General features: G+C 61.6%; 22 protein-coding genes and 1 pseudogene. 10 read left to right on the top strand and 13 right to left on the bottom strand.

Annotated features, from left to right (window positions below; genetic code table 11):
• The first annotated feature begins 224 nt into the window (after positions 1–224).
• Positions 225–1,389 (top strand): annotated as a pseudogene (locus H4I99_RS22150) (IS3 family transposase).
• 460 nt (positions 1,390–1,849) lie between these two features.
• Here the strand turns inward: H4I99_RS22150 and H4I99_RS22145 are convergent.
• The 5 genes from H4I99_RS22145 to H4I99_RS22125 are packed head-to-tail and all read right to left on the bottom strand — an operon-like array spanning position 1,850 to position 6,789.
• Positions 1,850–3,313 carry an aldo/keto reductase gene (locus tag H4I99_RS22145; RefSeq protein ID WP_425314405.1) on the bottom strand — a complete coding sequence of 488 codons (1,464 nt, stop codon included), beginning with the start codon at positions 3,311–3,313 and terminating at the stop codon, positions 1,850–1,852.
• 11 nt (positions 3,314–3,324) lie between these two features.
• Positions 3,325–4,308: a branched-chain amino acid ABC transporter permease gene (locus tag H4I99_RS22140; RefSeq protein ID WP_163901568.1), complete on the bottom strand. Its 984-nt coding sequence runs from the start codon at positions 4,306–4,308 to the stop codon at positions 3,325–3,327.
• Positions 4,305–5,216 (bottom strand): branched-chain amino acid ABC transporter permease, encoded by a 912-nt coding sequence (locus tag H4I99_RS22135; RefSeq protein WP_163901567.1) that lies wholly within the window; start codon positions 5,214–5,216, stop codon positions 4,305–4,307. The genes H4I99_RS22140 and H4I99_RS22135 overlap by 4 nt, the downstream gene beginning before the upstream one ends.
• The gene (locus tag H4I99_RS22130) at positions 5,213–5,983 is read right to left on the bottom strand and encodes an ABC transporter ATP-binding protein (protein ID WP_163901564.1); all 771 of its coding nucleotides are present in this window, start codon (positions 5,981–5,983) and stop codon (positions 5,213–5,215) included. The genes H4I99_RS22135 and H4I99_RS22130 overlap by 4 nt, the downstream gene beginning before the upstream one ends.
• Positions 5,980–6,789, bottom strand: coding sequence for an ABC transporter ATP-binding protein (locus tag H4I99_RS22125; protein WP_163901562.1), 810 nt, complete (start codon positions 6,787–6,789; stop codon positions 5,980–5,982). Before H4I99_RS22125 ends, H4I99_RS22130 begins: the two co-directional genes overlap by 4 nt.
• A 100-nt stretch (positions 6,790–6,889) precedes the next feature.
• Between H4I99_RS22125 and H4I99_RS22120 the strand changes: the two genes are divergently transcribed.
• From H4I99_RS22120 to H4I99_RS22105, 4 genes are read left to right on the top strand one after another with little or no spacing between them, the layout of a single operon-like run.
• Positions 6,890–7,639 (top strand): GntR family transcriptional regulator, encoded by a 750-nt coding sequence (locus H4I99_RS22120; protein WP_163901560.1) that lies wholly within the window; start codon positions 6,890–6,892, stop codon positions 7,637–7,639.
• On the top strand, positions 7,632–8,027 hold the full coding sequence (locus tag H4I99_RS22115; RefSeq protein ID WP_163901558.1) for a TIGR04076 family protein: 396 nt from the start codon (positions 7,632–7,634) through the stop codon (positions 8,025–8,027). The genes H4I99_RS22120 and H4I99_RS22115 overlap by 8 nt, the downstream gene beginning before the upstream one ends.
• Before the next feature lie 10 nt (positions 8,028–8,037).
• Entirely contained in the window at positions 8,038–9,084 is a 1,047-nt protein-coding gene (locus H4I99_RS22110; protein WP_163901556.1) for an aldo/keto reductase, read from the top strand.
• Positions 9,085–9,086: 2 nt separating this feature from the next.
• Positions 9,087–10,346 carry an ABC transporter substrate-binding protein gene (locus H4I99_RS22105; protein WP_163901554.1) on the top strand — a complete coding sequence of 420 codons (1,260 nt, stop codon included), beginning with the start codon at positions 9,087–9,089 and terminating at the stop codon, positions 10,344–10,346.
• Positions 10,347–10,559: 213 nt separating this feature from the next.
• On the opposite strand, the gene H4I99_RS22100 is transcribed toward H4I99_RS22105, so the two are convergent.
• The 6 genes from H4I99_RS22100 to H4I99_RS22075 form a co-directional block, all read right to left on the bottom strand.
• Positions 10,560–11,933: an FAD-binding oxidoreductase gene (locus tag H4I99_RS22100; protein WP_163901552.1), complete on the bottom strand. Its 1,374-nt coding sequence runs from the start codon at positions 11,931–11,933 to the stop codon at positions 10,560–10,562.
• Positions 11,930–12,808 (bottom strand): 3-mercaptopyruvate sulfurtransferase, encoded by an 879-nt coding sequence (sseA, locus tag H4I99_RS22095; RefSeq protein ID WP_163901550.1) that lies wholly within the window; start codon positions 12,806–12,808, stop codon positions 11,930–11,932. The genes H4I99_RS22100 and sseA overlap by 4 nt, the downstream gene beginning before the upstream one ends.
• Positions 12,809–12,931: 123 nt before the next feature.
• On the bottom strand, positions 12,932–13,918 hold the full coding sequence (locus H4I99_RS22090; protein WP_163901548.1) for a Bug family tripartite tricarboxylate transporter substrate binding protein: 987 nt from the start codon (positions 13,916–13,918) through the stop codon (positions 12,932–12,934).
• Positions 13,919–13,938: 20 nt separating this feature from the next.
• Entirely contained in the window at positions 13,939–15,456 is a 1,518-nt protein-coding gene (locus H4I99_RS22085; protein WP_163901546.1) for a tripartite tricarboxylate transporter permease, read from the bottom strand.
• Positions 15,453–15,947 carry a tripartite tricarboxylate transporter TctB family protein gene (locus H4I99_RS22080; protein ID WP_163901544.1) on the bottom strand — a complete coding sequence of 165 codons (495 nt, stop codon included), beginning with the start codon at positions 15,945–15,947 and terminating at the stop codon, positions 15,453–15,455. The genes H4I99_RS22085 and H4I99_RS22080 overlap by 4 nt, the downstream gene beginning before the upstream one ends.
• Positions 15,948–15,963: 16 nt before the next feature.
• Positions 15,964–16,929, bottom strand: a complete 966-nt coding sequence (locus tag H4I99_RS22075) for an NAD(P)-dependent oxidoreductase (protein ID WP_163901542.1) — start codon at positions 16,927–16,929, stop codon at positions 15,964–15,966.
• Positions 16,930–17,322: 393 nt separating this feature from the next.
• Between H4I99_RS22075 and H4I99_RS22070 the strand changes: the two genes are divergently transcribed.
• Positions 17,323–18,648 carry a CapA family protein gene (locus H4I99_RS22070; protein ID WP_163901540.1) on the top strand — a complete coding sequence of 442 codons (1,326 nt, stop codon included), beginning with the start codon at positions 17,323–17,325 and terminating at the stop codon, positions 18,646–18,648.
• A 45-nt stretch (positions 18,649–18,693) separates the two neighbouring features.
• Here H4I99_RS22070 and H4I99_RS22065 read toward each other — a convergent pair whose 3' ends face one another.
• Entirely contained in the window at positions 18,694–19,251 is a 558-nt protein-coding gene (locus H4I99_RS22065; RefSeq protein WP_163901539.1) for a TetR/AcrR family transcriptional regulator, read from the bottom strand.
• A 520-nt stretch (positions 19,252–19,771) separates the two neighbouring features.
• On the opposite strand from H4I99_RS22065, the gene cysP reads away from it, so the two are divergent.
• The 4 genes from cysP (at position 19,772) to H4I99_RS22045 (ending at position 23,595) form a co-directional block, all read left to right on the top strand.
• Positions 19,772–20,773 (top strand): thiosulfate ABC transporter substrate-binding protein CysP, encoded by a 1,002-nt coding sequence (gene cysP / locus H4I99_RS22060; protein WP_163901537.1) that lies wholly within the window; start codon positions 19,772–19,774, stop codon positions 20,771–20,773.
• Between the two features lie 75 nt (positions 20,774–20,848).
• The gene (gene cysT, locus H4I99_RS22055) at positions 20,849–21,670 is read left to right on the top strand and encodes a sulfate ABC transporter permease subunit CysT (protein ID WP_163901535.1); all 822 of its coding nucleotides are present in this window, start codon (positions 20,849–20,851) and stop codon (positions 21,668–21,670) included.
• Between the two features lie 3 nt (positions 21,671–21,673).
• Complete coding sequence (gene cysW, locus H4I99_RS22050) at positions 21,674–22,561, top strand: sulfate ABC transporter permease subunit CysW (protein ID WP_163901533.1); 888 nt, start codon at positions 21,674–21,676, stop codon at positions 22,559–22,561.
• Entirely contained in the window at positions 22,558–23,595 is a 1,038-nt protein-coding gene (locus H4I99_RS22045; RefSeq protein WP_163901532.1) for a sulfate/molybdate ABC transporter ATP-binding protein, read from the top strand. Before cysW ends, H4I99_RS22045 begins: the two co-directional genes overlap by 4 nt.
• Before the next feature lie 59 nt (positions 23,596–23,654).
• On the opposite strand, the gene H4I99_RS22040 is transcribed toward H4I99_RS22045, so the two are convergent.
• Positions 23,655–24,437, bottom strand: coding sequence for an ABC transporter permease (locus tag H4I99_RS22040; protein ID WP_163901530.1), 783 nt, complete (start codon positions 24,435–24,437; stop codon positions 23,655–23,657).

Below are 24,437 nucleotides of genomic sequence, written 5' to 3'. Positions count from 1 at the left end.
AGCTCGTCAGGCTCATAACCTGAAGGCCGCAGGTTCAAATCCTGCCCCCGCAACCAAATTCCACATAATAAATCCAAATCTCCTCTCTACATCAAACTCGTCAGAATTTGACCGGCCTCCCAACGGCCAACAAACCATCCCACCTGATGACCTGAGACTGCTCTGACTGAATAGCCCCTAGATTTGTAGACGCCTTCTTTCCTGAATTGAGGCAGGAGGCCTACATGTGCAAAGGCAATTTCACGGAAGATTTCAAACGCGACGCGGTGCGTCAGATCACCGAGCGGGGCTATCCGGTTGCAGAGGTTTCGCAGCGTCTCGGGGTCAGCCAGCATTCACTGTACGAGTGGAAGAAGAAGTTCGGCACGTCGAACGCCAAGTCTAGCGACGAGGCCGAGGAGATCAGGCGGCTGAAGAGAGAGCTGACTCGCGTCACCGAGGAGCGCGACAACCTAAAAAAAGCGGCCGCGTACTTCGCCAGGGATGCAAAGTGAAGTACGCATTTATAGCCCTGCATCGCCTGCGGTTCTCGGTGCGGACGATGTGTCGGCTGCTCCACATCCACCCGAGCGGGTTCTACGCCTGGCTGAAGAGCCCGTTGAGCAAACGGGCCAGCGAAGACAAACGACAGACCGATCTCCTGGTTCGGGCTTGGGAAGAGAGCGGCAAGGTCTATGGCTATCGCAAGCTTCATGACGATCTGCTCGATCAGGGAGAGATGTGCTGCCCGAACCGCGTCGCACGTCTGACAAGGCTTGCCGGGATCAAGGCTGAGATCGGTTACAAACGCCGTCCCGGCAAATATGGCGGCCGCCCCTCCGTCGTGGTCGACAATACGCTCGACCGGCAGTTCGACGTCGAGGCTGCGGACAGGGCATGGGTCACGGACATCACATATATCCGGACCTGCGAGGGCTTTGCTTATCTGGCCGTCGTCATCGATCTTTATTCCCGCCGGGTGATCGGCTGGGCAATGCAGAGCCGTCAAACTACCGACGTCGTGTTGCAGGCGCTGCTCATGGCAGTCTGGAGGCGCAAGCCGAAGAACGAGGTGCTGATCCATTCGGATCAAGGCTCGCAGTTCACCAGCATGGACTGGGCCTCGTTCCTCAAGCACCACAATCTGGTTCACTCCCCTCTCGGCGATACTTCGTATCGCCTGCCGGGCTGGGGATGAGCCGTCGGGGAAACTGCCACGACAACGCGGTGGCTGAGAGCTTCTTCAATCTTCTGAAGCGGGAGCGGATCCGTCACAAGGTCTACCGTTCACGCGATGAAGCTCGCCAGGACGTGTTCGACTATATCGAAATGTTCTACAACCCTAAACGCAAGCACGTCAGCAACGGGATGCTGTCGACCGTCGAGTTCGAGAAACAGCAGAAAACGTAACCCGAGGGTGTCTAGGAAACTCGGGGCTATTCACTGCTCCACCCCGCGTCACCCAGATAACGGGCCGTTTTGGGCCTGTTTTATCGGCATTCCTACCGTCGCAGCCACATGTCTGCCGTCTATGAATGCAGCCACCCGATCGGTATGGGGTGGCATCGCCTCCTGACGTCGCAGGCGCACGACGTCGATCAAAGAGGGAGACAGAGGTATCATGAATGATTTTCGTGCGGGAAGGCTTGGCTGTAGCCACCTACACATCAATCTCCGTTCTATGGGGCACGCGAGAACTTGATACTTGTCTTGGCACGATCGCTAACGTCCCCGCATCATTGTCTATGGCTATGGAACCGAGCGGACGTCGATGGCTATCCTTAGATTATGTCGGCACCCTCATGGCCTCATGGCCCCATGGCCCCATGGCCGAGCAGGCGAGAGGATCTTGACGAGATCCGTACGGTCGTCAGTCACAAACCGCTTCGGCCTCGATTTCCACTTCGTAATCGCCGATCAGATTGCCCGCTTCAATCAGGGTATTGGCGGGCAGGACCTCTGAGAAGATGCGACCATGGGCGCGAGAAACCGGTTCCCATTGGTTTGCATCGCGCAGATAGACGCGGGTGCGGACCACGTCATCGATGGTGCCGCCCAACGCGGAGATGGAGGCCGCGATCTTGTCGAGAATATATGTCGTCTGTGCGCCTGGGTTTCCGGGTGCCACGCAACGGTCGGTCCCATGGGTAGCCGTGGTGCCAGATACGAGAATCCGATTGCCGATCCTGACCGCGCGGCTGTAGCCGGCAATGGGTTCCCACACGCTACCGGAAGATACCCGGAGCCTGCCGTTGCGTCCCGGAACGGGCTCGGCGGAGTATATTGACGGAATGGCGTCGAGGTGATGGCTGAGGTCGCCCGAGGCCGTGAGGAAGGGTGGCTTGCGGTATTCGTCACCGCAATCGCCGGGGATGGGGCTGGTGGCGGCAAAGGCTTCGTCGAGCAAGGTGTGATCCTCGCCGTCGAGGGCGAAGGAAAAGACCTTCAGATTGTCGTCGCGGTGTTCGCTTTCGCCCAGTCGCGCGCCGATGATAGTGGCGGCGACCGCTTCATGCTCGAGAACCCAGCGGCTCGCGACATTGGAGATCGAAACACCGTGCTTTTTCGCGATGCTGTCCGCGGCTTCAAGGATGCCCTGAAATGCAGCCCAGCCGCCGGCTGTATCGATGAAACGCTTGTATTTCGACCGGCTCCAGTCGGTAATCTCGGTTGGTTCCGGCTTACCAAGCCACTTCTCCGAGAGAAAGCCACCGGAAAGCGTTCCATAGGCGAGCAGCTTGACGCCGCTCTTGGCGCAGAGATCCGAAAGCGCGCCTGCTGCCCGGCGGTCGACAAGCGAGAACGACACCTGGTTGGTGGCGATCTCGATGCCGTCGGCAAGTGCCACGGCAAGATGCGCGGCGTCGAAATTGGTGAGGCCCAAAGCTTCGATCAGGCCTTCCTCGCGCATGCGCTGCATTTCGTGCAAGGCGTCCAGCCAGGCCGGGTGCTCGAATGTCCACCAGTGGAATTGCAGGAGATCAATCTTGTCGACGGCGAGCCGCTGTAGCCTCTCTTCCACGCCCCGGCGCACGACATCGCGGGTCATCGGCCCCGGCTCCGGGCACCATTTGGTGAAGGCGGTAGGGCGGTTGGACGTGCCCGGATAACGGGAGAGCAGCCGGCCGGTGATCCCCTCGGCCGAGCCATAATGATCGGCCATGTCGAAGGTGTCGAAGCCGGCCTGTGCATAGGCCTGCAAGGCATCGGCACCGGTTTCCGGATCGATGATCTCGCCGTTCTTCTCGATATCGGCGACCTGCCACAGACCGCAGACGAGTCGGCTGATCGAGAGATTGCTGGTGAGCGCGATGCGTTCGGGCGACTGGCTCATGGTAGTCATTCCTAGGATCTGGCCTTGAATTTGGCCTTGGATTTCATTGGGGTGCGTCCGGTGGCCGAAGACCGGCCTTCGCCGAGAATACCACGAGGACGCAGAAGCAGAATGAGGCAAAGACCGATGCCGATGGCGACGATCTGCAGCGACGCGGCACGCGCCTGCTGTTCGGGCGGAACGAAGGCGGATACTGCCGCGGCCGAAAGCGCCCAGAGGCCCCAGACGAGGATGGCGCCGAGGATCGCTCCGCGATTGTTCCCGGAACCGCCTACGATCAGCATGGCCCAGACCTGGAAGGTCAGGATGGGCAGATAGTTGTCCGGTGCGATGAAGCCGATGAAATGTCCCTGCACCGCACCCGCCAGACCCATGATCGCCCCGCCGATGGTGAATGCCTGCAGGCGGAAGCGGATCGGGCGCTTGCCAAGCGCCTGTGCCGCCGTTTCATCCTCTCGGATCGCACGCAACACGCGGCCCCACGGGCTTTTGGCGAGGTGTTCTAGCGCGAGATAAAGTGCAAGCACGACCCCTGCCACCAGCGCGAGATTTGCAAGGCCGAAGCCCAGCGGATTGTCGGCGAGGCTTGCGAAGGGGCGGGGTATGAAGCCAATGCCGAAAGCGCCGCCGGTGAGCGGCTGGATATTCAATACGCAGAGCTGGACCGAGACCGCCACGCCGAAGGTGGCGATGGCAAGATAATCAGATCGAAGCCTTATCGTCAGCGCTCCGACGAGCCACGCAGCCAGACCGGCAGCCAGGGCTCCGCCAAGCCAGCCTATGGCAATCGGGAGGTCGAAGCCGCCAAAGCGGTCGGGTGTTTCGGGCGTGGTCAGCAATGCCGAGACATAGGCGCCGATAGCGACGAAAGCGGCGATACCGACATTGAACAGGCCTGTCTGGCCCCACTGGACGTTGAGACCGAGGCACATGATGGAATAGGTCAGCGCCATGGTCAGGAAGAAGGCGCCGTAGGCGATGATATCGACACTCATGCCGCTCTCCCGAACAGGCCGCGCGGCCGGACCAGCAGGACCACGACGAGGATGACGAAGGAGACGGCGGCGCGCCATTCTGCCCCGACCAGTTGCACGGCGGCGGCTTCGGAAAGTCCGACGATCAGACCGGCGAGCATGGCGCCTGGCACGCTGCCGATACCGCCGAGAATGGCTGCGGCGAAGAGCGGCAGCAGCAGGTCATGGCCGAGATAGGGGCGGATCTGCACCAGCAGCCCGGTCATGATGCCGGCGATACAGGCAAGGGCCGCACCCAGAAACCAGACCACCATGATGACTTTGCGCACGTCGATGCCGGCAATGCCTGAAAGCGCGGGGTTCTCGCTGACAGCCCGCATCGAGCGGCCGATCCCGGTTCTCGTCATCATCAGGTGGATGACGATGACAGCGACCAGCGTGACGCCAAGCGAAAGAAGCTGATCCGGCGTTGCCCGCAGACCTCCACCGAGCTGCACCGCGATCTGCAGCGCCTTGGTGTAATAGGCCGGCTTTGAGGTGAAGATGAATTCGAGAAGGCTGCGCAGCGCAAGGGATGCGCCGAAACTCGCCATGACCAGAATGATCACGGCGCTGCCGCGTTTGCGCAGCTGGCCGAACAGGAGCGCATCGACCACGAGCGCCAGAAGCCCGGTCAATAGGATCGCGAGAACGGCTGCCAGCGGAAGCGACCAGCCGAACGAGAAGGGGCCGATCGGTTTCAATAGCCCGGTCGATAACAGGCCGAGAGCGCCGCTGACCGCCATGGCGAGATAGGCGCCCCAGGACAAAAGCTCTCCGTGGGCGAAATTGGCAAAGCGCAGGATCGAATAGGTCAGCGTCACGCCGATGGCGCCGAGGCCGATCATTGCGCCTGCGATCAGGCCATCCATCACAAACTGCGGGTTCATGGATGCTCTGCCTCTTGGGAGTGGTCCGGTGAGTGGCCGGTGCCGAGATAGAGTTTGGCGATGAGCGGGTCGCCGAGCAGGTCGGCGGCAACACCCTCATGACGGATGCGTCCTTCGACGAGGACGACTGCCCGGCTGGCAATCGCCAGCGCCGCCTTGACGTTCTGTTCGACCAGAACGACCGTGACGCCCGTTGCGTTGATCTGCTGGAGCATCTCGAAGACCTCCGAGACGATCTTTGGTGAAAGACCCGCGGAGGGTTCGTCGAGAACGATCACTGGCGGATCGACGATCAGAGCGCGAGCGACGGCGAGCATCTGCCGCTGGCCGCCGGACAGGGTGCCGGCCTGCCGTGAGGGCTTGGCGGCAAGATCGGGGAAGCGTTCGTAGAGGGCGGCGATCTTTTCGGACCGGACAGGCTTCGGCAGCACGGCTGCCGCGATCTGCAGGTTTTCGTGAATGGAGAGCGTCGCGAAAATGTTTTCCGTCTGCGGCACGAAGGCGAGACCTTCGGCGATCTTGCGATGGGTGGGAATGCGGGTGATGTCACGACCGGCAAGCGTCACGCTGCCGGAATGGATGGGCACCACGCCGGCAATCGCTTTCACCAGCGTTGATTTGCCTGCGCCGTTCGGCCCGAGAAGAACCAGCAGTTCCCCCGGTGCGACGGAAAGATCGACTCCGCGCACGATCGGCAGGTCGGGTTCGTAGCCGGCGACCAGGGCCTGCGTTTGCAGGGCAGGTGTCTGTGAGGCGGGGGGCGTCATATAGTCCCTCCGAGATAGGCTTCGATCACGGCGGGGTTGGCGGCGACATCAGCGGGAGAGCCTTCGGCCAGCGGCTTGCCGAGCGCCATGGCCACCACGCGGGTACAGAGCCTTGAGACCATATCCATGTTGTGTTCGATCAGCAGGATCGACTTGCCCTGTGCGTTGAGTGCCGTCACCCGCTCCATGATCGTCTCGAGAAGGGCGGGATTGACGCCGGCGGCGGGTTCATCGAGCAGGATCGCGGCAGGATCGGCCATCAGGATACGGGCGAGTTCCAGGAGTTTCCGCTGGCCGCCGGAAAGCACCCTGGCCGGCTGGCTTTCCAGCCCGGAAAGCGTGACGAATTCCAGAAGCGCGCGCGCTTTTTCGATCGCGGCCTTTTCTTGCCGGTGCACATGGCCGGGGCGGAGGAAATTGGTGATCAGTCGCTCGCCATCCTGTGCCTGAGCGCCGGTCAGCACATTGTCCAGCACGCTCATTTCCAGAAAGGGTCGCGGGATCTGGAAGGTGCGTCCGACGCCGCTTGCAATGCGCCGTTCCGGGCTGTCCTGCGACACGTCGCGGCCGGCGATCCAGATTTCACCGGAGGTGGGTTTCAGCGAGCCGGCGATCAGATTGAAGAGCGTCGTCTTGCCCGCGCCGTTCGGGCCGATCAACCCGACCATCTCGCCGGCACCAAGCGTCAGCGACATGCCGGAGACCGCCGTCATGCCGTCGAAACGCTTGACCAGATTGCGCGCGTCGATGACTGCTCCTGAGGGCCGGGGGTGGATATCGACTGAATTTGTCAGAGGCGGAGACATGGGCGAAAGAAAGGTTCTTGATTTGATGCGTGATGTTTGATCAAACTTTACTGCCCGAGGAAAAGCAACCCGAAAAAGCAGGTTGAAGCGGAGGAAGTTGATGACGGCCCATGCGCGACAGCCGCAGGAAAGCGGTGACGGTCTGGCCGGTCGCGGCGCTTTGTCGCCCGTCGGACGCGAGACGCTGCACGAGCGCGTCTATAACCAGCTTCGTCGGTCCTTGATCAATGGCATGTTCGATGCAGGTGACGTGTTGCGTATCGTTGATCTCGCCGAGCGTCTCCAGACCAGCACCATGCCGGTGCGCGAGGCGCTGGGGCGTCTGGTCTCCGAACAGGCGCTCGAGGCATTGCCGAACCGTTCGGTGCGCGTGCCGCTGATTACCCGCGAACGGCTGGATGACCTTGCCCGTGCGCGCATCCTCATCGAAGGGCAGCTTGTGGCGCTCGCCCTGCCCAATTTGACGCATGAGGATTTCAAGATCCTCAAGCAGATCAACATCGATTGCGACGCGGCCTTCGAGCGGCATGGCAAGGACATCGGACAGGTCACCTCCGAGTTTAACCAGCGGTTCCATTTTCACATCTACCGCGCCGCGCGGTCGGCAGTGATGATCCCCATCGTCGAAAGCCTGTGGCTGCAATCCGGGGCGATTATCCGCAAGGCGGCGCATATCCATGACGAGCACGGCGGGCTGGCTGCGACCGACCATCACTGGGCACTGATCGATGCGCTGGAACGGCGCGATCCGGTTTCCGCCCTGCAGTCGCTGACCAATGATATCAGCCGTTCCTTCGATCTCATTCGCGGTCGGCTCGATCAGGACGAGAAAGCAGCGGATCATGGCTGAGACGGACGACGGCTTCGATCTTTTCGATCTGCGTGTGGATGTGATCATCCCCGAAGGCGGCGCCGTCTATTGCGGGGCCAGGCCGGGCGATCATTTCGAACTGCATGGCGAGATGCTGTATCTGCCGCCCGGGCAGGGCATTTCGATCTACTCGCTCTCCTCGGTGTTGCCGCTTCTCGCGGCCAAGCAGCGGCCGACCAATGCCCATGACTGGATGACCACGGATGCCGAGATCGCGTGTCCGGACCCGAATTGCTCGACCCGGCTTCGGATCAGGCGAACGGGCCTGCGCCGTTTCAGCCATGCGGCGACCACTGCGGTTCCCCTCAATCCTTCAGCAGACCCGGCGCCTGTCGTGGACAGGACGCCTCCCGTGAATGACGAATAGGCAAAAAGACATGCAACGTATCACCATTGCACCCGACTACGAGATATCGCGGGTCATCCGCGGCGGTTGGCAGATGGCCGGCGGCCATGGGCCGATCAATGCCGAGGGGGCGGTGGATGACATGGTCGCCTTCGCCGATGCCGGCATTACCACTTTTGACTGCGCAGATATCTACACCGGCGTGGAGGAACTGATCGGTCGCTTCCGGCTGCGTTATGCGGACCTGCGTGGACAGGAGGCGCTATCGCGTATCCGGGTGCATACCAAGTTCGTGCCAGACCTCACTATTCTTCCGACGATCAGCAAGGCCTATGTCGAGGGCGTTATCGACACCTCCTGCAAGCGGCTCAATCTCGAGCGGCTCGATCTGGTCCAGTTCCACTGGTGGGCCTATGACATCGACGGCTGGCTGGAGACTGCCGGCTGGCTGAGGGAACTGCAGCAGGCCGGCAAGATCGACAAGGTCAGCGCCACCAATTTCGACAGCGATCATGTCGAGGCGATCATTGCCGCCGGCGTTCCCCTCACATCGCTGCAGCTCCAGTATTCGCTGCTCGACCGGCGTCCGGAAAAGCGGATGGTACAGCTTGCGGCGGAGAAGAATTTCGCGCTGTTCTGCTACGGCACGGTTGCGGGCGGGTTCCTTGGCGACCGCTGGCTCGGCAAGGCCGAGCCGGAACATCCGCTCGAAAACCGGTCGCTCACCAAATACAAGCTGATCATCGACGATATCGGCGGCTGGGACCTGTTTCAGGCGCTTCTGTCGACCTTGAGGAGAATCGCGGACCGTCACGAAGTGGATATCGCCACCGTCGCAAGTGCGGCCATGCTGACCCGGCCTGGCGTTGCCGCAGTGATCGTCGGCGCGCGCAACCGCGAGCATCTGGCTTCAAATCTTGCGATTTCCGACATCCGGCTGACCGATACCGATCGGGCCGAGATCGATAAAGTATTGTCCGAGGCCTCGCCGCTCGAAGGGGACGTCTACACGCTCGAGCGGGACCGGGAAGGTCGCCACGGCAGCATCATGAAATACAATCTCAACAAAGGGGAATAACAATGAGGACTTCACTTCTGCTTTCAGCCGTGGTCGCAGCGCTTGCTGCCTCCACCGCACCGACTTTTGCAGCCGATTGCGATATCACCGTCGGTCTCGTGATGGAACTGACCGGCCCGGCTGGTGAATACGGTCAGGCCGGCGCCAAGTCGGTCGCCATGGCTTTCCGTGATTTCAACGAGGCCGGTGGCGTCGATGGCTGCAACATTGTGGCCGATACGCGCGACAGCCAGAGCCAGGGTAACGTTGCCGTCGATCAGGCGACGCAGCTCGTCAACATCAAGAAGGTGCCGGTCATCATCGGCGGCATCATTTCGTCGGTGTCGATCCCGATCCTGACTTCGGTCACGGCGCCGGCCGGCGTCGTGCAGGTTTCGCCCGCTTCGTCCTCGCCGACGCTGACGTCGCTTGGCCGCGAAGGCAAGACCAATGGCGTGTTCTTCCGCACCATCACCTCGGATGCCCTGCAGGGCACGGCGGCTGCGAAATACGCAATCGACCAGGGCCTGAAGAAGATCGCCATCATCAACGTCAACAACGACTTCGGCGTCAATATGGTGAAGGAGTTCGCCACGGCTTACGAAAAGCTCGGCGGCACCATCACCTCGACCACACCCTACAACGAGAAGCAGTCGAGCTACACTTCCGAGGCGAGTGCCGCCATGGCGGGTGATCCGGATGCGCTCTATCTCGTCAGCACGCCGGTTGACGGTGCCACTATCGCACGCGCCTGGATCTCGGGCGGCGGCAAGCAGACCTTCCTGCTGAACGACGGCATGAACTCCAAGGACTTCATCGAAAGCGTCGGCGCGCAGTATCTCGAGAATGCCTATGGCACCTCTTCGGGCACCAGCCCGACGGCATCGACGGAATATTTCAACGCCAACTATGAAGCCTTCTCCGGCGGTATTTCCGCATCCGCTCCGGCAGCCGACCGCTCCTATGACGCAGGCGCGATCGTGGCGCTTGCCATCGCCAAGGCTGGTAAGGCTGATGCCGCTGCCATCAAGGCCGCAATGCCCGCCGTGGTCGCCGACGGTGGCACACCCATTCATGCCGGCAAGGAAGAATTCGCCAGGGCGCTGGCGCTGATCAAGGAAGGCAAGCCGATCAAGTATGAAGGCGTCATCGGTCCGGTCAGCTTCGATCAGTATGGCGATATAACGGGCCCGTTCCGCCTCTGGAAGATTACCAATGGTGAGGTGACGACGGTCGGCGAGATGAGCGCCGAGGACGTTGGCAAGATCAAGGCCGCCCAGTAAAGGCGCAAAAGGAGGCATGGGGATGCGGAGCCGCCCCCTGCCTCTTTTCAGATCAAGCGTTCACTTGCACAATCGACGTTTTGTGTCCGTTTGTTGTTACGGTCCAAGGCATGCCGGAAGCCGCTGTGCCGGTCGGCTCCTCGTGATCGCGACCCTGTCGGGGTCCGCTCGCCGGTGTCGATGGCTTTGGGGGAAGTCATTACAGGCCTGTCGTCAGGGAAGTATCTTGCCCGGGTTCATAATGCCGGCGGGATCGATGGCATGCTTCAGCAGCGCCATGAAATCCACGGCGTTGCCGTGTTCCTCGCGCATGTAGGCGATCTTGCCGGTGCCGACGCCGTGTTCGCCCGTGCAGGTGCCGCCGACGGAGATTGCCCGCTTGACCATCTGCTTGTTGATCCCCGCGACTTCGGCCATCTCCTCTTCGTTTGAGGGATCGACAGCGAAGACCACGTGATAGTTGCCGTCGCCGACATGGCCGAGAATGGCGGCCGGCACCTTGCAGTCCTTCAAGAGTTCACGGGTGTAGAGAATGCAGCCGCCGAGTTCGGAAACCGGAACGCAGACATCCGATGACCAGCCCTTGGCGTTCGCCCGCTGGGAAACAACGGCGTAAAAGGCGTTGTGGCGCGCTTTCCAGAGGCGGTTGCGCTCTTCCGGGGAACTTGCCCACTCGAAGTCCTTGCCGTCATTGTCGCGCACGATGTCGCGAACCATGGCAACCTGTTCCTCGACGCTTGCCGGCGAGCCATGGAATTCGAAGGCGAGAGTGTCTTCCAGTTTGAGGTCCAGTCCCGAATAGCGGTTGACGGCGGCGATCAGGCCACGGTCCATGAGTTCCATGCGTGCAACCGGAATTCCGAGCTGCACGATGGCGATGGCCGTGTCGACGGCCTGCGAGACGTCTTCGAAGGAGCAGAGCGCCGCCGAGATCGTTTCGGGAATACCGTAAAGCTTGACCGTCACTTCGGTGATGATGCCGAGTGTGCCCTCCGAACCGACGAAGAGCCTCGTCAGATCGTAGCCGGCGGAGGATTTGCGGGCCCGGCTGCCGGCGCGAATGATCTTGCCGTCGGGCAGGACGACGGTGAGCGCCAGCACGTTTTCACGCATGGTGCCGTAACGCACGGCGTTCGTGCCCGAGGCTCGGGTCGAGGCCATGCCGCCGATCGAGGCGTTGGCGCCGGGATCGATCGGGAAGAAAAGGCCCTGATCGCGAAGGTCGTTGTTCAGCTGTTCACGCGTCACGCCGGCCTGCACGGTGCAATCGAGATCGGCGGAGCTGACGCGCAGGATGCTGTTCATGCGGCTGAGGTCGATCGAGATGCCGCCCTTCAGCGCGATGAGGTGTCCTTCGAGCGAAGTGCCGGCGCCAAAGGCGATGACCGGCACCTTGTGCTCGGCGCAGAGGCTGACCGTTTCGGCGACATCCTCGGTGGTTTCAGCGAAGACCACGCCATCCGGGATGGCGGTCGTGTGGTGGGATTCGCCATGGCCGTGCTGCTCGCGCACGGCCTGTGCCAGCGAAAAACGTTCGCCAAACCGACCGGCAAGGGCCTCTGACAGAGCTTCCGGAAGGGCGCTCATGCCTTCTCTCCCGCACCGGAAGGACCTGTTGCGACCGGCGTGTCGCCGGGCAAGCCCCATTCAGACCAGGATCCGTCATAGACCGCCACCCTATCGATGCCGATCAGGTGAAGGCCGAAGGCCAACGCCGAGGCGGTGACGCCGGAACCGCAAGTGGCGGCAACCGGCCGAGAGAGGTCCAGTCCGGCATTTTCGAACAGCGCCTTCAAGGTTTCCGGCTTGAGGATCTCGCCGGTCTCAGGATCGGTCAGGCTGGAAGACGGCAGGTTGAAGCTGCCGGGGATGTGGCCGGCGCGCAGGCCGGGCCGGGGCTCGTTTTCGGCTGCGGTGAAGCGCGAGGCGGCGCGGGCGTCGATCACCTGCTCGGCCTTCGTCTGTAGGTTCTGCAGCATGTCCGTCTTCGAGCGTACAAGTTCGGGGTGGAAGGTGGCGCGGAACGTTCCTTCGGCGGGGATAGGGAGCTCGGCGGTCACCGGTCGGCCCTCGGCGCGCCACTTTCGCAGACCGCCGTCGAGCACCGCGATCCTGTCATGTCCGAACACCCGAAGCGTCCACCAGACGCGGCCGGCGGAAACGAGGCCGGGGGTGTCGTAGATCACGACGACGCTGTCGTTGGATAGGCCGAGACGACGGGCAACAGCCTCGAATGCTTCAGCGGAAGGCAGCATATGCGGCAACGACGAGGCGTGATCGGCGATCTCCTCGATGTCGAAGAAGCGCGCACCGGGAATATGCCGCTCGCGATAGTTTTCAGCAGCCGTGGGCGTGACGCCGGGCATGGTGAACGAGCCGTCCAGCAAAACCAGCCCGGGCGCGTCGAGATGGGCGGCGAGCCATTCGGTGGTGACGAGGGAGCCGGGGAGGGTAAGCGACATGATGAACTCCGAAGTGGCCGCGTGGCCGTATGGTTTGCCGCATCCCGGAGGAGCCTGCATGAGGGTGCGGATGAGCGTCAGGAAGGAGACGGGCGGCAGTGTTGCCGCCCGTGCAGTATCAGATCAGTTGGCGATTGCCAGACCCGCGTCCCGGATCAGGCCGCCGAACTGTTCGGCGTCGTCCTTGGCGCGCTGGGCCACCTGCTCCAGCGTCTCGATACCGGGGATCAGGCCAAAGCTGATGATCTTTTCGCGCACGTCCGGCTGTTCCAGAACGCTGTTGATCAGGCTGTTCAGCTTCTGCTTGACGTCATCGGGAACGGAAGCCTGGATCGAGATGGTGTGCCAGCTGCGCGGAGCCCAGCCGGTCAGGCCGCCTTCTGCGGTGCTCTGCAGGTCGGGCAGTTTGTCCCAGCGCTTGTCGCCGAGCACGGCGATACCCGTCAGCGTGCCGGCGGTGATGTGCTGGGCGGCTTCCGGACCGAAGAAGACCTGGGCTTCGTTGCCGAGAACGGCCTGCAAGGCGGCGGGAGCGCCGTTATAGGGGATGTGAAGCAGTTCTATGCCGGCAGCCTTCTGCAGCCATTCGCCGCTGAGGTGGCCGACCGTGCCCTTGCCGGCGGTGCCGTAGGCGAGCTTGCCCGGGTTTTCCTTGGCATAGGCGATCAGTTCCGGCAGCGACTTGACCGGTACGGCGGGATTGACGGCGATTACCATCGGCGCGTCGCCGATCAGGACCAGCGGCACCAGATCGGTCAGCGGCTTGTACTGAACCTTGGTGACGAAGGGAATGATGCCGTAGAAGCTGTTGGTGGACTGCAGCAGGGTGTAGCCGTCGGCCGGCGTGCCTATGAAGTAGTTGGCACCGATTGCGCCGCCGGCGCCCGGCTTGTAGTCGTTGATGACCTGCTGGCCGGTTGCAGCCGTCAGTCTTTCCCCGATCAGGCGCGAGAGATTATCGCTCATGCCGCCCGCGTTATACGGGATGATGTAGTCTATTTTGCGCGACGGGAAGGTGTCGTCGGCAAAGGCCGAACGTCCGCCAAGGGCGCTAGCGGATACCAGCGCGGTTGCGGCGAGGAAGGTCCGTCTTGTCAGGCTGAAGGTCATGTCGTGATCCTTTTAGGGCGTTATTCGGCAAAGGCCTTTTGCCGGAATTTCTGGATGAAGGGTAAGAACATGCTGGCAATCAGCAGGACCGTGACGACGAGCATGGCGAGGCTGATCGGATGTTCGATGAAGATCATCGGGTTGCCGCGTCCGACCAGCATGGAACGGCGGAAATATTCCTCCATCATCGGGCCGAGCACGAAGGCGAGCACCAGCGGAGCGGGTTCGCACTTCCACTTGTGGATGAAATAGCCGAGCAGGCCGAAGATGGCAGTGAGATAGACATCGAAGGTGGTGAATTCGACGCCGTAGATACCGACGATGGAGACGACGAGGATCGTCGGGAACATGAACTGGTAGCGGATCTTGAGAAGCTGCACCCAGATGCCGACCAGCGGCAGGTTTATGACGAGCAGCATCAGATTGCCGACCCACATGCTGGCGATCAGGCCCCAGAACAGGTCGGGCTGGCTGGTGATGATCTTGGGACCGGGAACGATGCCGTGCACCATCATGGCTCCGACCATCAGTGCCATGATGGCGTTCGACGGAATGCCGAGGGTCAGCAGCGGCAGGAACGCCGTCTGGGCGCCGGCATTGTTGGCGGATTCCGGAGCGGCCACGCCCTGCGGCAGGCCGGTGCCGAAGGCTTCCGGCGTGCGGGAGAACCGCTTTTCGGTGGTGTAGGCAAGGAAGGAGGACAGCAATGCGCCGCCACCCGGCAGAAGGCCGAGAACCATGCCGATGACGGTGCCGCGCACCGTGGCGGGGGTTGCCTGCTTCACTTCCTCACGGGTCGGCCAGAGGCTGCTGATCCGGTTAATGACCGGCGGAGCCTCGTCCCTTGCTACCCGCTCCAGCGTCACAAGGATATCGGCAACGCCGAACAGGCCGACGACGAGGGGCACGAAGGGAACGCCGTTCAAGAGTTCGAAGAAGCCGAAGTCATAGCGATACTGGCCGGAATTGATGTCCGTGCCGGCGAGGCCGAGGAGCAGGCCAAGCACGATCATGGTGACGGCTCTGAGCACCGAACCCTGCGCCAGCACCACCGAGGTGATGAGCCCGAGGAACATCAGCATGAAATATTCCGGCGCCCCGAATTTCAGCACGGCGCTTGCAAGAACCGGCGCGAAGGCGGCCATGAAGAAGGTGGCGACGGTGCCGGCGAAGAAGGAGGCGACCGCAGCAATGGTGAGAGCCGCCCCGCCACGTCCGTTGCGGGTCATCGCATGGCCGTCGAGTGCAGTGACGACCGACGACGCTTCTCCCGGTAACCTGAGCAGGATCGATGTGGTCGAGCCGCCGTATTGCGCGCCGTAATAGATGCCGGCCAGTGTGATCAGCCCGGTTACCGGGTCCAGCCCGAAGGTCATGGGTAGAAGGATCGCGATCGTCGCCGTCGGACCGAGGCCCGGCAGAACGCCGACCAGCGTGCCGACAAGGCAGCCGATCAGGCAGAAGGCGATATTGGCCGGCGTCAGGGCGACGCCGAGCCCGAGGGTGATGCCACTGAAGACGTCAACGCCGTCGATCATCGTACGAACTCCGGCAGAACGGGGATCTGCAGCCCAAGGGCCAGCGGGAAAAGCAGCGTGGCGAAGACGGCAAGCGCGACCGCGGCTGCGAGCGTCTGGGTGATGCTTGCCCTCTTGCGGGCGAAGCTTGCGAGAACGACCATGAGGAAGCTTGCGATCGGCAGGCCGAAGGGCTTCAGCGTCAGGCCGAAAATGATGATCGAGCCGGTGATACAGCCGATTACTCTCAGCACATCGGCGATATTGTGGCCGTGGACAGGTGCGTCCTGCTCGTCATCGGGGGGAAGATCCCGGCCGCCAACGAGAAGAATGAAGGCACCAAGCGCGATCAGCAGCATGGAAACGGTCTTGGGGAAGAAGCCGGGTCCCATGGCGACGAAGGTGCCGGTCTCATAGTCCCGTGCGATCCACAGGGCGGCGGCGCCGACGACGATGCAGAACGGGCCGAGCTGGCGATGGGTGGTGTCGGTCTGGTGGTTTTCGGCCGTCACGGTCGAGATCCTTCCCTTAATAGCCGCGGCCGGCGACGACCGTATCTTCCAGCGGATCGCCGGCCAGAAAACGATCGAGATTTCCGTGCAGCTTGGCTGCGATGCGCGCTGCATTGTCCTCGGAGGTCCAGGAAATGTGCGGGGTCAGCCGGATTTTCGGATGGGTGTAGAAGACGTGTCCGGCCGGCAGGGGCTCAGGCGCTGTGACATCGAGCGTCGCGGCCGATAGCTGCCCGTTGTCGAGCGATGCGAGCAATGCGTCGTCATCGATAACCTCGCCGCGGCAGACATTGACGAGGTGAAGGCCGGGGCGCGCGGCGGCGAGGACGCCGGCACCGACCGAGCGGCGGGTTTCTGCGGTCAGCGGCACGGCGAGGATGAGATGATCCACCTCGGCGGCCATGCTGGCGAGGTCCGAAAACCAGCGTACGCCGTCGCCTTCGCCGGCAGGGCCTCGTCGGGTGGCTGCGACCTGCATTCCCAGAGCACGGGCTTTTTCCGAGGTACGGCGGGCAATCGCGCCGAAGCCGTAGAAGCCGATGGTCTTGCCGGATACGAGGTTGAGCGTACGCTTCTGCCAGGCGTCGGCGGAGTGTACGAGCAGATCATCGAAGAGATGCTTCTCATGGGCGAAGACGGCGGCGATGACGTATTCGGCGATCGCTTCGGCGGAGATGCCGCGGCCGGTGGTTACCAGCGGCGCCTCGAAGATCCAGTCCGGGAAGGCGTCGATGCCGGCGGAAGCGATCTGCACCCATTTCAGGCGATGCGGCCAGCCGGCCGGCTTCTGTCTCGGAGCATTGGCCCAGCCCTTGAAGAAGGTGAAGAGGAAATCGGCTTCCTCGGGCACTTCCCATGCGGGTGCGGTGTCGGTGTAGGGGATGACAAAGGGCTGGCTGCGATGCGCGCGAAGTCGCTCGACCTGTTCCGGATCGAGGTTGCAGGCGATCACTGGCCGGAACGATGCGGCAGGGGATGTCATGTCTGGATGCTCCGGCCCTAGGGTGACGTACTGCTCCCTCCCGGAGGTTCGCCACTCGAAAATATTTTTCCAAAATAGCTAGCGGACGGCGCGCCGGAGTTTAAGAAAGCATTTTCCACCAACCTCGTGATATTAGGAAAATTCATCCGATAACTCGATTTGTTTGTGGCTCAGAGCCCTCTTATGCGGGAAGGCGTGAAGGATGCGCCACCTCTGCGTGAAGCGGGCTCTCGCGCATGCCCGGAGTGGTGGGCTTGTGCCGCGTCGCACCGTCGTATTAGGGTCCGGCCTGCCCCTTGGCGTGTACGAAGTCAGATCGCCCACCGATCTCAGTTGGACCGCCGCCAAGCCGATTGCGGCCGGGTTGGGAATTATCAGTTTAGGAGATGAAAAATGCGTGTGGTTGCGACCGGTGATGCCCTGTTTTCGGGCGGGAACCTTGCCGAAAGGCTCGATCCGAAACTCCTGTCCATCCTGGAGGAATCCGATGCTACTTTCTCCAATGCGGAATTCATCTGCCCTGCCTATGGTACTGCTCCGGCGCCGCGGCGCTTCATGACCGCAGTCGGCATCGAGGCCGTCGATGAACTGACGTCGATCGGCGTCAACATGCTCTCGTTTGCCAACAACCACACCGGTGACTTCGGGCCGCAGGGCGTTCTGGATACGATCGAAGCCTGCGAGGAGCGCGGGATCATTCACAGTGGCATCGGCCGCAGCCTCGAAGAGGCGCGGCTGCCGCATTTCCTCGATACATCGGAAGGCCGCATCTCGCTGATTTCGACGAGCACGACACGTTCTGCCGAGTTCGCCGCCTCGACTGCCGGCACTGGCATTCCCGCTCGCGCAGGCCTCAACCCGCTGCGCTGGGGGCGAGCCTATGTTTTGCCGGAAGAGGAGTTCCAGCAGCTTCGCCGGATCGACGAAATGCTGGGAATTTCCGCCGGCCGCAAGGAAGTGATGGATATTGAGATCATGCCGGATCCGGGTGCGGATCGCCTGCCTTTCGGCTCGGTATTCGAAGGCTCGCTGCAGTTTGAACGCGGCGACCGAGCCTATATTCGCTACCACTACAATGAGAAGGATGCGAAGGCCATTCTCGCCAACATCCGGGATGCCGCCAACCGTTCCGAATGCGTGCTGCTCAGCCTGCATGCGCATGAGGGAACCGAGGAAAACTGGTATTCGCCGCGTCCTGCGCCGTTCCTTGAGGACTTCGCCCGCCGCGCCATCGACGCCGGCGCAACCATGGTAATCGGCCACGGCCCGCACATGCTGCGCGGCATCGAGTTCTATAAGGGCAAGCCGATCTTCTACTCGCTCGGCAGCCTGCTGATGGAATTCGAGGCCGGCATGCAGAAGATGACGCCGGAAATGTACGAATCCTATGGCTTCACCAAGGATTCCCTTCCGTCCGACCTGCATATGTCGCGTGCACGTGACGCGGACGGCAACGCGATCGGCTTTTATGGCGACCGGCGCTTCTCCAATTCCTGCATTGCGATCTGTGATGTCGAGGATGATGGCGTGAAGGTCAGGCTGAAAGCCATCGACCTCGATCTCAACCGCAAGCGTCCTTCCGAACGCGGCCTGCCGGCCATTGCCAGCCCCGAACTTGCACGCGAGATCGCGGCGTCCATGGCGGAGATGAGCAAAGCCTACGGTACACGGATCGTCTATAACGAAGCCGATGGCTTCATCGACGTTCTGCCGGCCTGATTATTCGAAAACGGTCCTTCGGTGTGCCGCCGAGGGGCCTTTGAGTCATGGGCGAGGCGCCGCGCTATCTGCCTGGACAAGGGCGTCGACGATATCGAGTGCAACCTGTGCCGCGTCCGGATCGCGGTCGACTGCGATGGTCGCCAGCGCTCCTTCGTAGCAGAGCGCGATGCGCTTCGAGAGGCGTTCCGGCTCCCGCGCAAAATCCCGACAGAGTTCCAGAAGAATCTGCCTGACGACGCTCTTGTGCTCGCGCGCAATGGCGACAACCTCAGGCGTGCCTTCGCTTTCCGCCAGCGCCAGCATGAAGGCGCAGCCCCGGAATGAGGGCGTGTCCGCCTTCTCATGAAGATTACGGAAAATGGTGCGGATACGTTCTGCCGGCGAGGCCCTATCCGTGGCCGCAATTTGCCCCATGGCCTCCAGCACACGCTCATTGCGCGCTTTGAGATAGGCCGCGACGAGATCCGTCTTCGCGGGAAAATGCCGGTACAGGGTGGCTTTCGCAATATCCGCTTCGGCCACGATGCGGTCGATTCCGATGGCCCGGATACCCTCCTCGTAAAACAGCTTCTCGGCGACTTTCAGGATGTGGTCTCGCATGGGCCTCCCAAATAGAACGATCTGTCTTGTTTTGCTGAAAACGAGCGTCTGGAGAAAGGTGCAAAATACTATCAGTGAGGGATAAATCGGAAGATATTTCTGTCGATACCCATAATCTAGGTTTTGCGGCTGGGGTGCCATCCGCTCTCGGCCTGGTCTGTTCCTGAGGAAAGAGCAGTGGCGAGGCGAACAGGTCACTACGGATATCGACAAAGCGGGTCGAGGTATTCCAGAACCTCGAATGATCGATGTGAGGGGCGGAAACCGTGGCATTCGCACGCGCATGTCGCGGTCTGTGGGCAAAAATATCGCCATCCATGACGAGACAGGCGCAGTATGGGAGTACGATGATGGCGGAATAGGTGGTGACAGCATTCGCCGGAAATCTCTGCCACATGTGACGTTGGTTGCGGAAAATCATTTCGGCTTTCGCCGAACGCGCGACCTGTTCTCGCCTCGTTTTGCCATCTCCTGGCCTATACCTTTGTTCCAGCATCAACATTTCGCTGGGGTTTGTTTCATGAAGCGCATTTTCAGGCTTTCGATTGCTGTGGCGGCAGTGCTTGCAGGCACGTCGCTGGCTCGGGCCGAGGACAAGATACTTAACGCGTCCTACGATATCTCGCGTGAGTTGTTCGTCGCCGTGAATGAGGCCTTCGTGCCGAAGTACAAGGCTGAAACCGGCAAGGACGTCGTCATCGATCAGTCGCATGCCGGCTCTTCCAAGCAGGCGCGTTCGATCCTCGAAGGCCTTGAGGCCGATGTCGTCACGTTCAATCAGGTGACCGACGTCGAAACGCTGGCCAAGGGTGGTTTCGTTTCCACCGATTGGCAGAAGAATTTCCCAAACAACGCTTCGCCTTATTACTCCTTCCCGGCCTTTGTCGTCCGTGCGGGTAATCCGAAGAATATCAAGAACTGGGACGATCTCATCCGCGACGACGTCAAGGTAATCTTCCCGAATCCGAAGACCTCGGGCAATGCCCGCTATACCTATCTGGCCGCGACCGCTTTCGCGAAAAAGGCCTATGGTGGCGATGAGGCCAAGGTGAAGGAATTCATCACCAAGCTGTTCAACAACGTTCCGGTGTTCGATACCGGGGGGCGTGCCGCCACCACGACCTTTGTGGAGCGTAATGTCGGCGACGTGCTCGTCACCTTCGAAGCCGAGACGCGCGGTATCGTGAAGGAATTCGGCAAGGACAAGCTCGAATCCGTAACCCCGCCTTCCAGCCTGCTGGCCGAGTTTCCGGTCGCCATCGTCGACAAGGTTGTCGATGCGCGTGGAACGCGTGATCTCGCCAAGGCCTATCTTGACTTCCTCTACACGCCGGAAGGTCAGCGCATCCTTGCCGAAAACGGCAACCGGGTGAACGATCCCGAGGTCAGTGCTGCGTTCAAGAGCGAGTTCCCGCCGGTCGAGCTTGCGAAGGTCGAGGATGTCTTCGGTTCCTGGAGCGATATCCAGAAAACGCATTTCGCTTCGGGAGGTCTGCTGGACGAGCTTTACGGGCAGCGTTAAGGCAAGCGCCAGACCTTTTATTCACCCCGGCGGCCTTGGCCGCCGGGCTTGTTTTATGTTCGAAGAGGCTGTCGTTTGAAAAATCGCGTCCTGCCCGGTTTTCATTTATCGCTCGGCGTGACGCTGTTCTACGTCGCGCTGATCATCGTCCTGCCGCTGATCGCGCTGGTCTTCAAGGCGGCGAGCCTCGGTCCGTATGACTATTGGGCGATCATCTCGTCTCCGCGCGCTGTCGCCAGCTATCGCGTCACGGTTCTCTGCGCGGCGGTGGCGACCACTTTCAACCTGTTCTTCGGACTGGCGCTTGCCTGGGTGCTGTCGCGCTACCGCTTTCCGGGACGCCGGATCGTCGATGCGATCGTCGATCTGCCCTTCGCGCTTCCGACAGCTGTTGCCGGTATTTCACTCACGACGCTGTTTGCGCCGGGCGGCTGGTTCGGCGGCTTCCTCGATCCACTCGGGATACAGGTCGCCTACACGCCTATCGGCATCGTGGTCGCCATGGCCTTCACCAGCCTGCCGTTTATCGTCCGTACGGTCCAGCCGGTGCTGGAGGAGATCGATCCGGCGCTGGAAGAAGCCGCCCAGTCGCTTGGCGGGACGGATCGCGAGGTGTTTTGCCGCGTCATCCTGCCCTTGCTGAAGCCGGCGCTGCTGGCCGGGGTGTCGCTTTCCTTTGCCCGCAGCCTCGGTGAATTCGGTGCGATCATCTTCATCGCCGGCAACCAGCCGTTCCATACCGAGATCACCGCGCTGCTCGTTTTCATCCGCCTTGAGGAATACGATTATCAGGCGGCGGCGGCGATTGCCTCGGTCCTTCTCATTACGGCATTCGTCATGCTTGCCGTCACCAATGCGCTGCAGAACCGCGCATTGCGCTACACCGAGAGGGGCTGAGCGATGTCACACTCTCCCAACGCCCGTCCCACCCGTGTCGGCGATACGCCTGCGGTTCGCCGGACCCTGATCGGCATCGTGCTCGTCATTGGTGCTTTCTTCATCCTCGCGCCGCTGATCGTGATCGGCATGGAGGCTTTCTCGAAAGGTGCCGGTGTCTACTGGGCTGCCGTCAATCATCCGGATACGCGTAGCGCCATCATGATGACGGTCCTGACGGCCCTGATCGCCGTGCCGTTGAACACGGCCTTCGGTGTCTGTGCGGCATGGGCGATCACCAAGTTCGATTTTCCGCTGCGCCGCCTGTTGATCGTGGCGATCGAGATACCCTTCTCCATTTCCCCGATCGTCGCCGGTGTCTGCTATCTCTTCGTCTATGGTCTTCAGGGCCTGTTCGGACCGATGCTTCAGGATGCCGGCATCAAGGTGCTTTTTGCGCTTCCGGGCATCGTGCTGGCCTCGATGTTCGTGACGGCGCCGTTCGTCGCGCGCGAGTTGATCCCGCTGATGCAGGCGCAGGGACGGGATCTCGAGGAGGCCGCGACCTCACTCGGCGCTTCCGGTTTCCGCACCTTCCTGCGGGTGACCCTTCCCAACGTGAAATGGGCGCTGCTCTATGGCGTCGTGCTGTGCAACGCGCGCGTCGTGGGCGAATTCGGCGCCGTCTCTGTGGTGTCGGGCAATATCCGCGGCCAGACGAACACGCTGCCGTTGCATATCGAACTGCTCTATCACGATTACCAGACGGCCGGCGCATTCGCGGCCGCCTCCATTCTGGCCGTCATCGCCGTCATTACCATCATTGCCAAGGCTCTACTTGAGCGTCATGGCGCAAGCCGCAGGGGTGTTGCCGCTCCTGCCGCCGAAACCGTCAAGGAGCAGAGCGCGTGAGAATTCAGCTCGATAACATCGTCAAGACCTTCGACACCTTCCGCGCTGTGCACGGGGTTTCGCTGGATATCGCCAGCGGCGAACTCGTGGCGCTGCTTGGTCCCTCCGGTTCCGGCAAGACCACGATCCTGCGCATGGTCGCCGGCCTCGAATTTGCCGATGACGGCACCATCCATTTCGGCGATCAGGATGCGACCGGCATCCCGGTTCGCGACCGTGGCGTCGGTTTCGTCTTCCAGCATTACGCGCTTTTCCCGCACATGACGCTCGCGGAGAACATCGCGTTCGGCATGACGACGGCGCGGGCGAAGAAGCGCAGCCGGCAGGAGATCGATGCACGCGTCGAGGAACTCCTGGGACTGGTGCGGCTCAAGGGGCTGGGCGGCCGCTTTCCGAGCCAGATTTCCGGTGGCCAGCGTCAGCGCGTGGCGCTTGCCCGCGCGCTCGCCGTCGATCCGAAGGTGCTGCTGCTTGACGAGCCCTTCGGCGCGCTCGATGCCAAGGTGCGCCGCGATCTCAGGAAATGGCTTCGTGAAATCCACGACCAGCTCGGCATCACCACCCTTTTCGTTACGCACGATCAGGAGGAGGCGCTCGATCTCGCCGATCGAGTGGTGATCCTGAATGAAGGAAAGATCGTGCAGGAAGCAAGCCCGACGGATATCTGCCGAAGCCCGAATTCGGCGTTCGTCATGCGGTTCCTCGGGGATACCAACGTGTTCACGGCTGAGGTCGCAGGCGGCGTGGTGCTAAAGGGCGCGGCCTCTTTGGAGGCCTCGGGCGTGCCGGATGGTCCGGCGGAAGTGTTCTTCCGTCCCTCTGATGCCAGTTGGTCTTCCTCCGAAGATGACGGCATTTCGGTCACGGTCAACCGGGTTATGGACCGGCCGGGTGAGCGCAATCTTCTCGTGAGCACGCCGACCGGCGATCACTTCGAAGTGCGCGTTCCCTCAATGACGGATGTCGAGCAGGGACAAAAGGGCTCGATCCGCATCGCCAATCACCGCGTTTTCCCCGTGGCCGCTGGCGCCTAGAGAAAATTGGCGAGCTCCAGTGATGCCTGAATTCGGGTGTCACTGGAACTTTAGGGCCATCAGAAGCGGTGGATCCTGAGGCCGAGGAACTTCTCCGTCACCACCACGACGACCAGCGTCAGCACGACCGAGATTGTGGAGACGGCGGCTGCTTCCGGTGTGAAGTTGGTGCGCAGGTAGTCGTAAAGCTGGATCGGCAGGGTCGCCGTTCCGACACTCTTCAGCATGAAGGAAATGGTGAAGATGTCGAAGGAGATGATGAAGGCGAAGAGGCAGCCGCCGATGACGCCCGGCTTGATGAGCGGCAGCATGATGCGACGGAAGCGGGTGAATGCTCCGGCACCCAGGCTGCGGGCCGCCATGCTCCATGCTGTATCGTAGCTTTCAAGCGACGTGGAAACGTTGATGAATACGAAAGGCAGGGTAATCAGCACATGCCCGACGATCATCGCGAACATCGTCTGGGTTCCGATGCCGATCGTATAGACGAAGAACAAGAGCGCGATGGCGGTCAGCACTTCGGGAAGAAGCAGCGGCGCCATCATGGTGATGCGCACGGCTTCCTTCAGCCGGCCGGCGAACTGTACGAAATAGATCGCCGCCATGGTGCCGATGACGCCGGAGATGACGGTCGATACGGCGGCCACCCACAGCGACGTCTTGATCGCCCGGAGGAAGACCTCGTTGTGGAAGAAGACGTTGTACCATTTCAGCGACAGGCCCTGCGGCGGGAAGGTGAGGAACGCGCCGGCATTGAACGAGGCGCCGACGACCACGAGGATCGGCGCCAGCAGAAAGACGTAGATGAACAGGCAGTAGACGGTGAAGAAGCGCTTGGACAT

This window comes from Paenirhizobium daejeonense, from assembly GCF_014280875.1.
Taxonomy (GTDB): domain Bacteria; phylum Pseudomonadota; class Alphaproteobacteria; order Rhizobiales; family Rhizobiaceae; genus Allorhizobium; species Allorhizobium daejeonense.
Note: the sequence above shows the minus strand (reverse complement) of the source record. Positions and strands in the feature narration are given on the sequence as shown.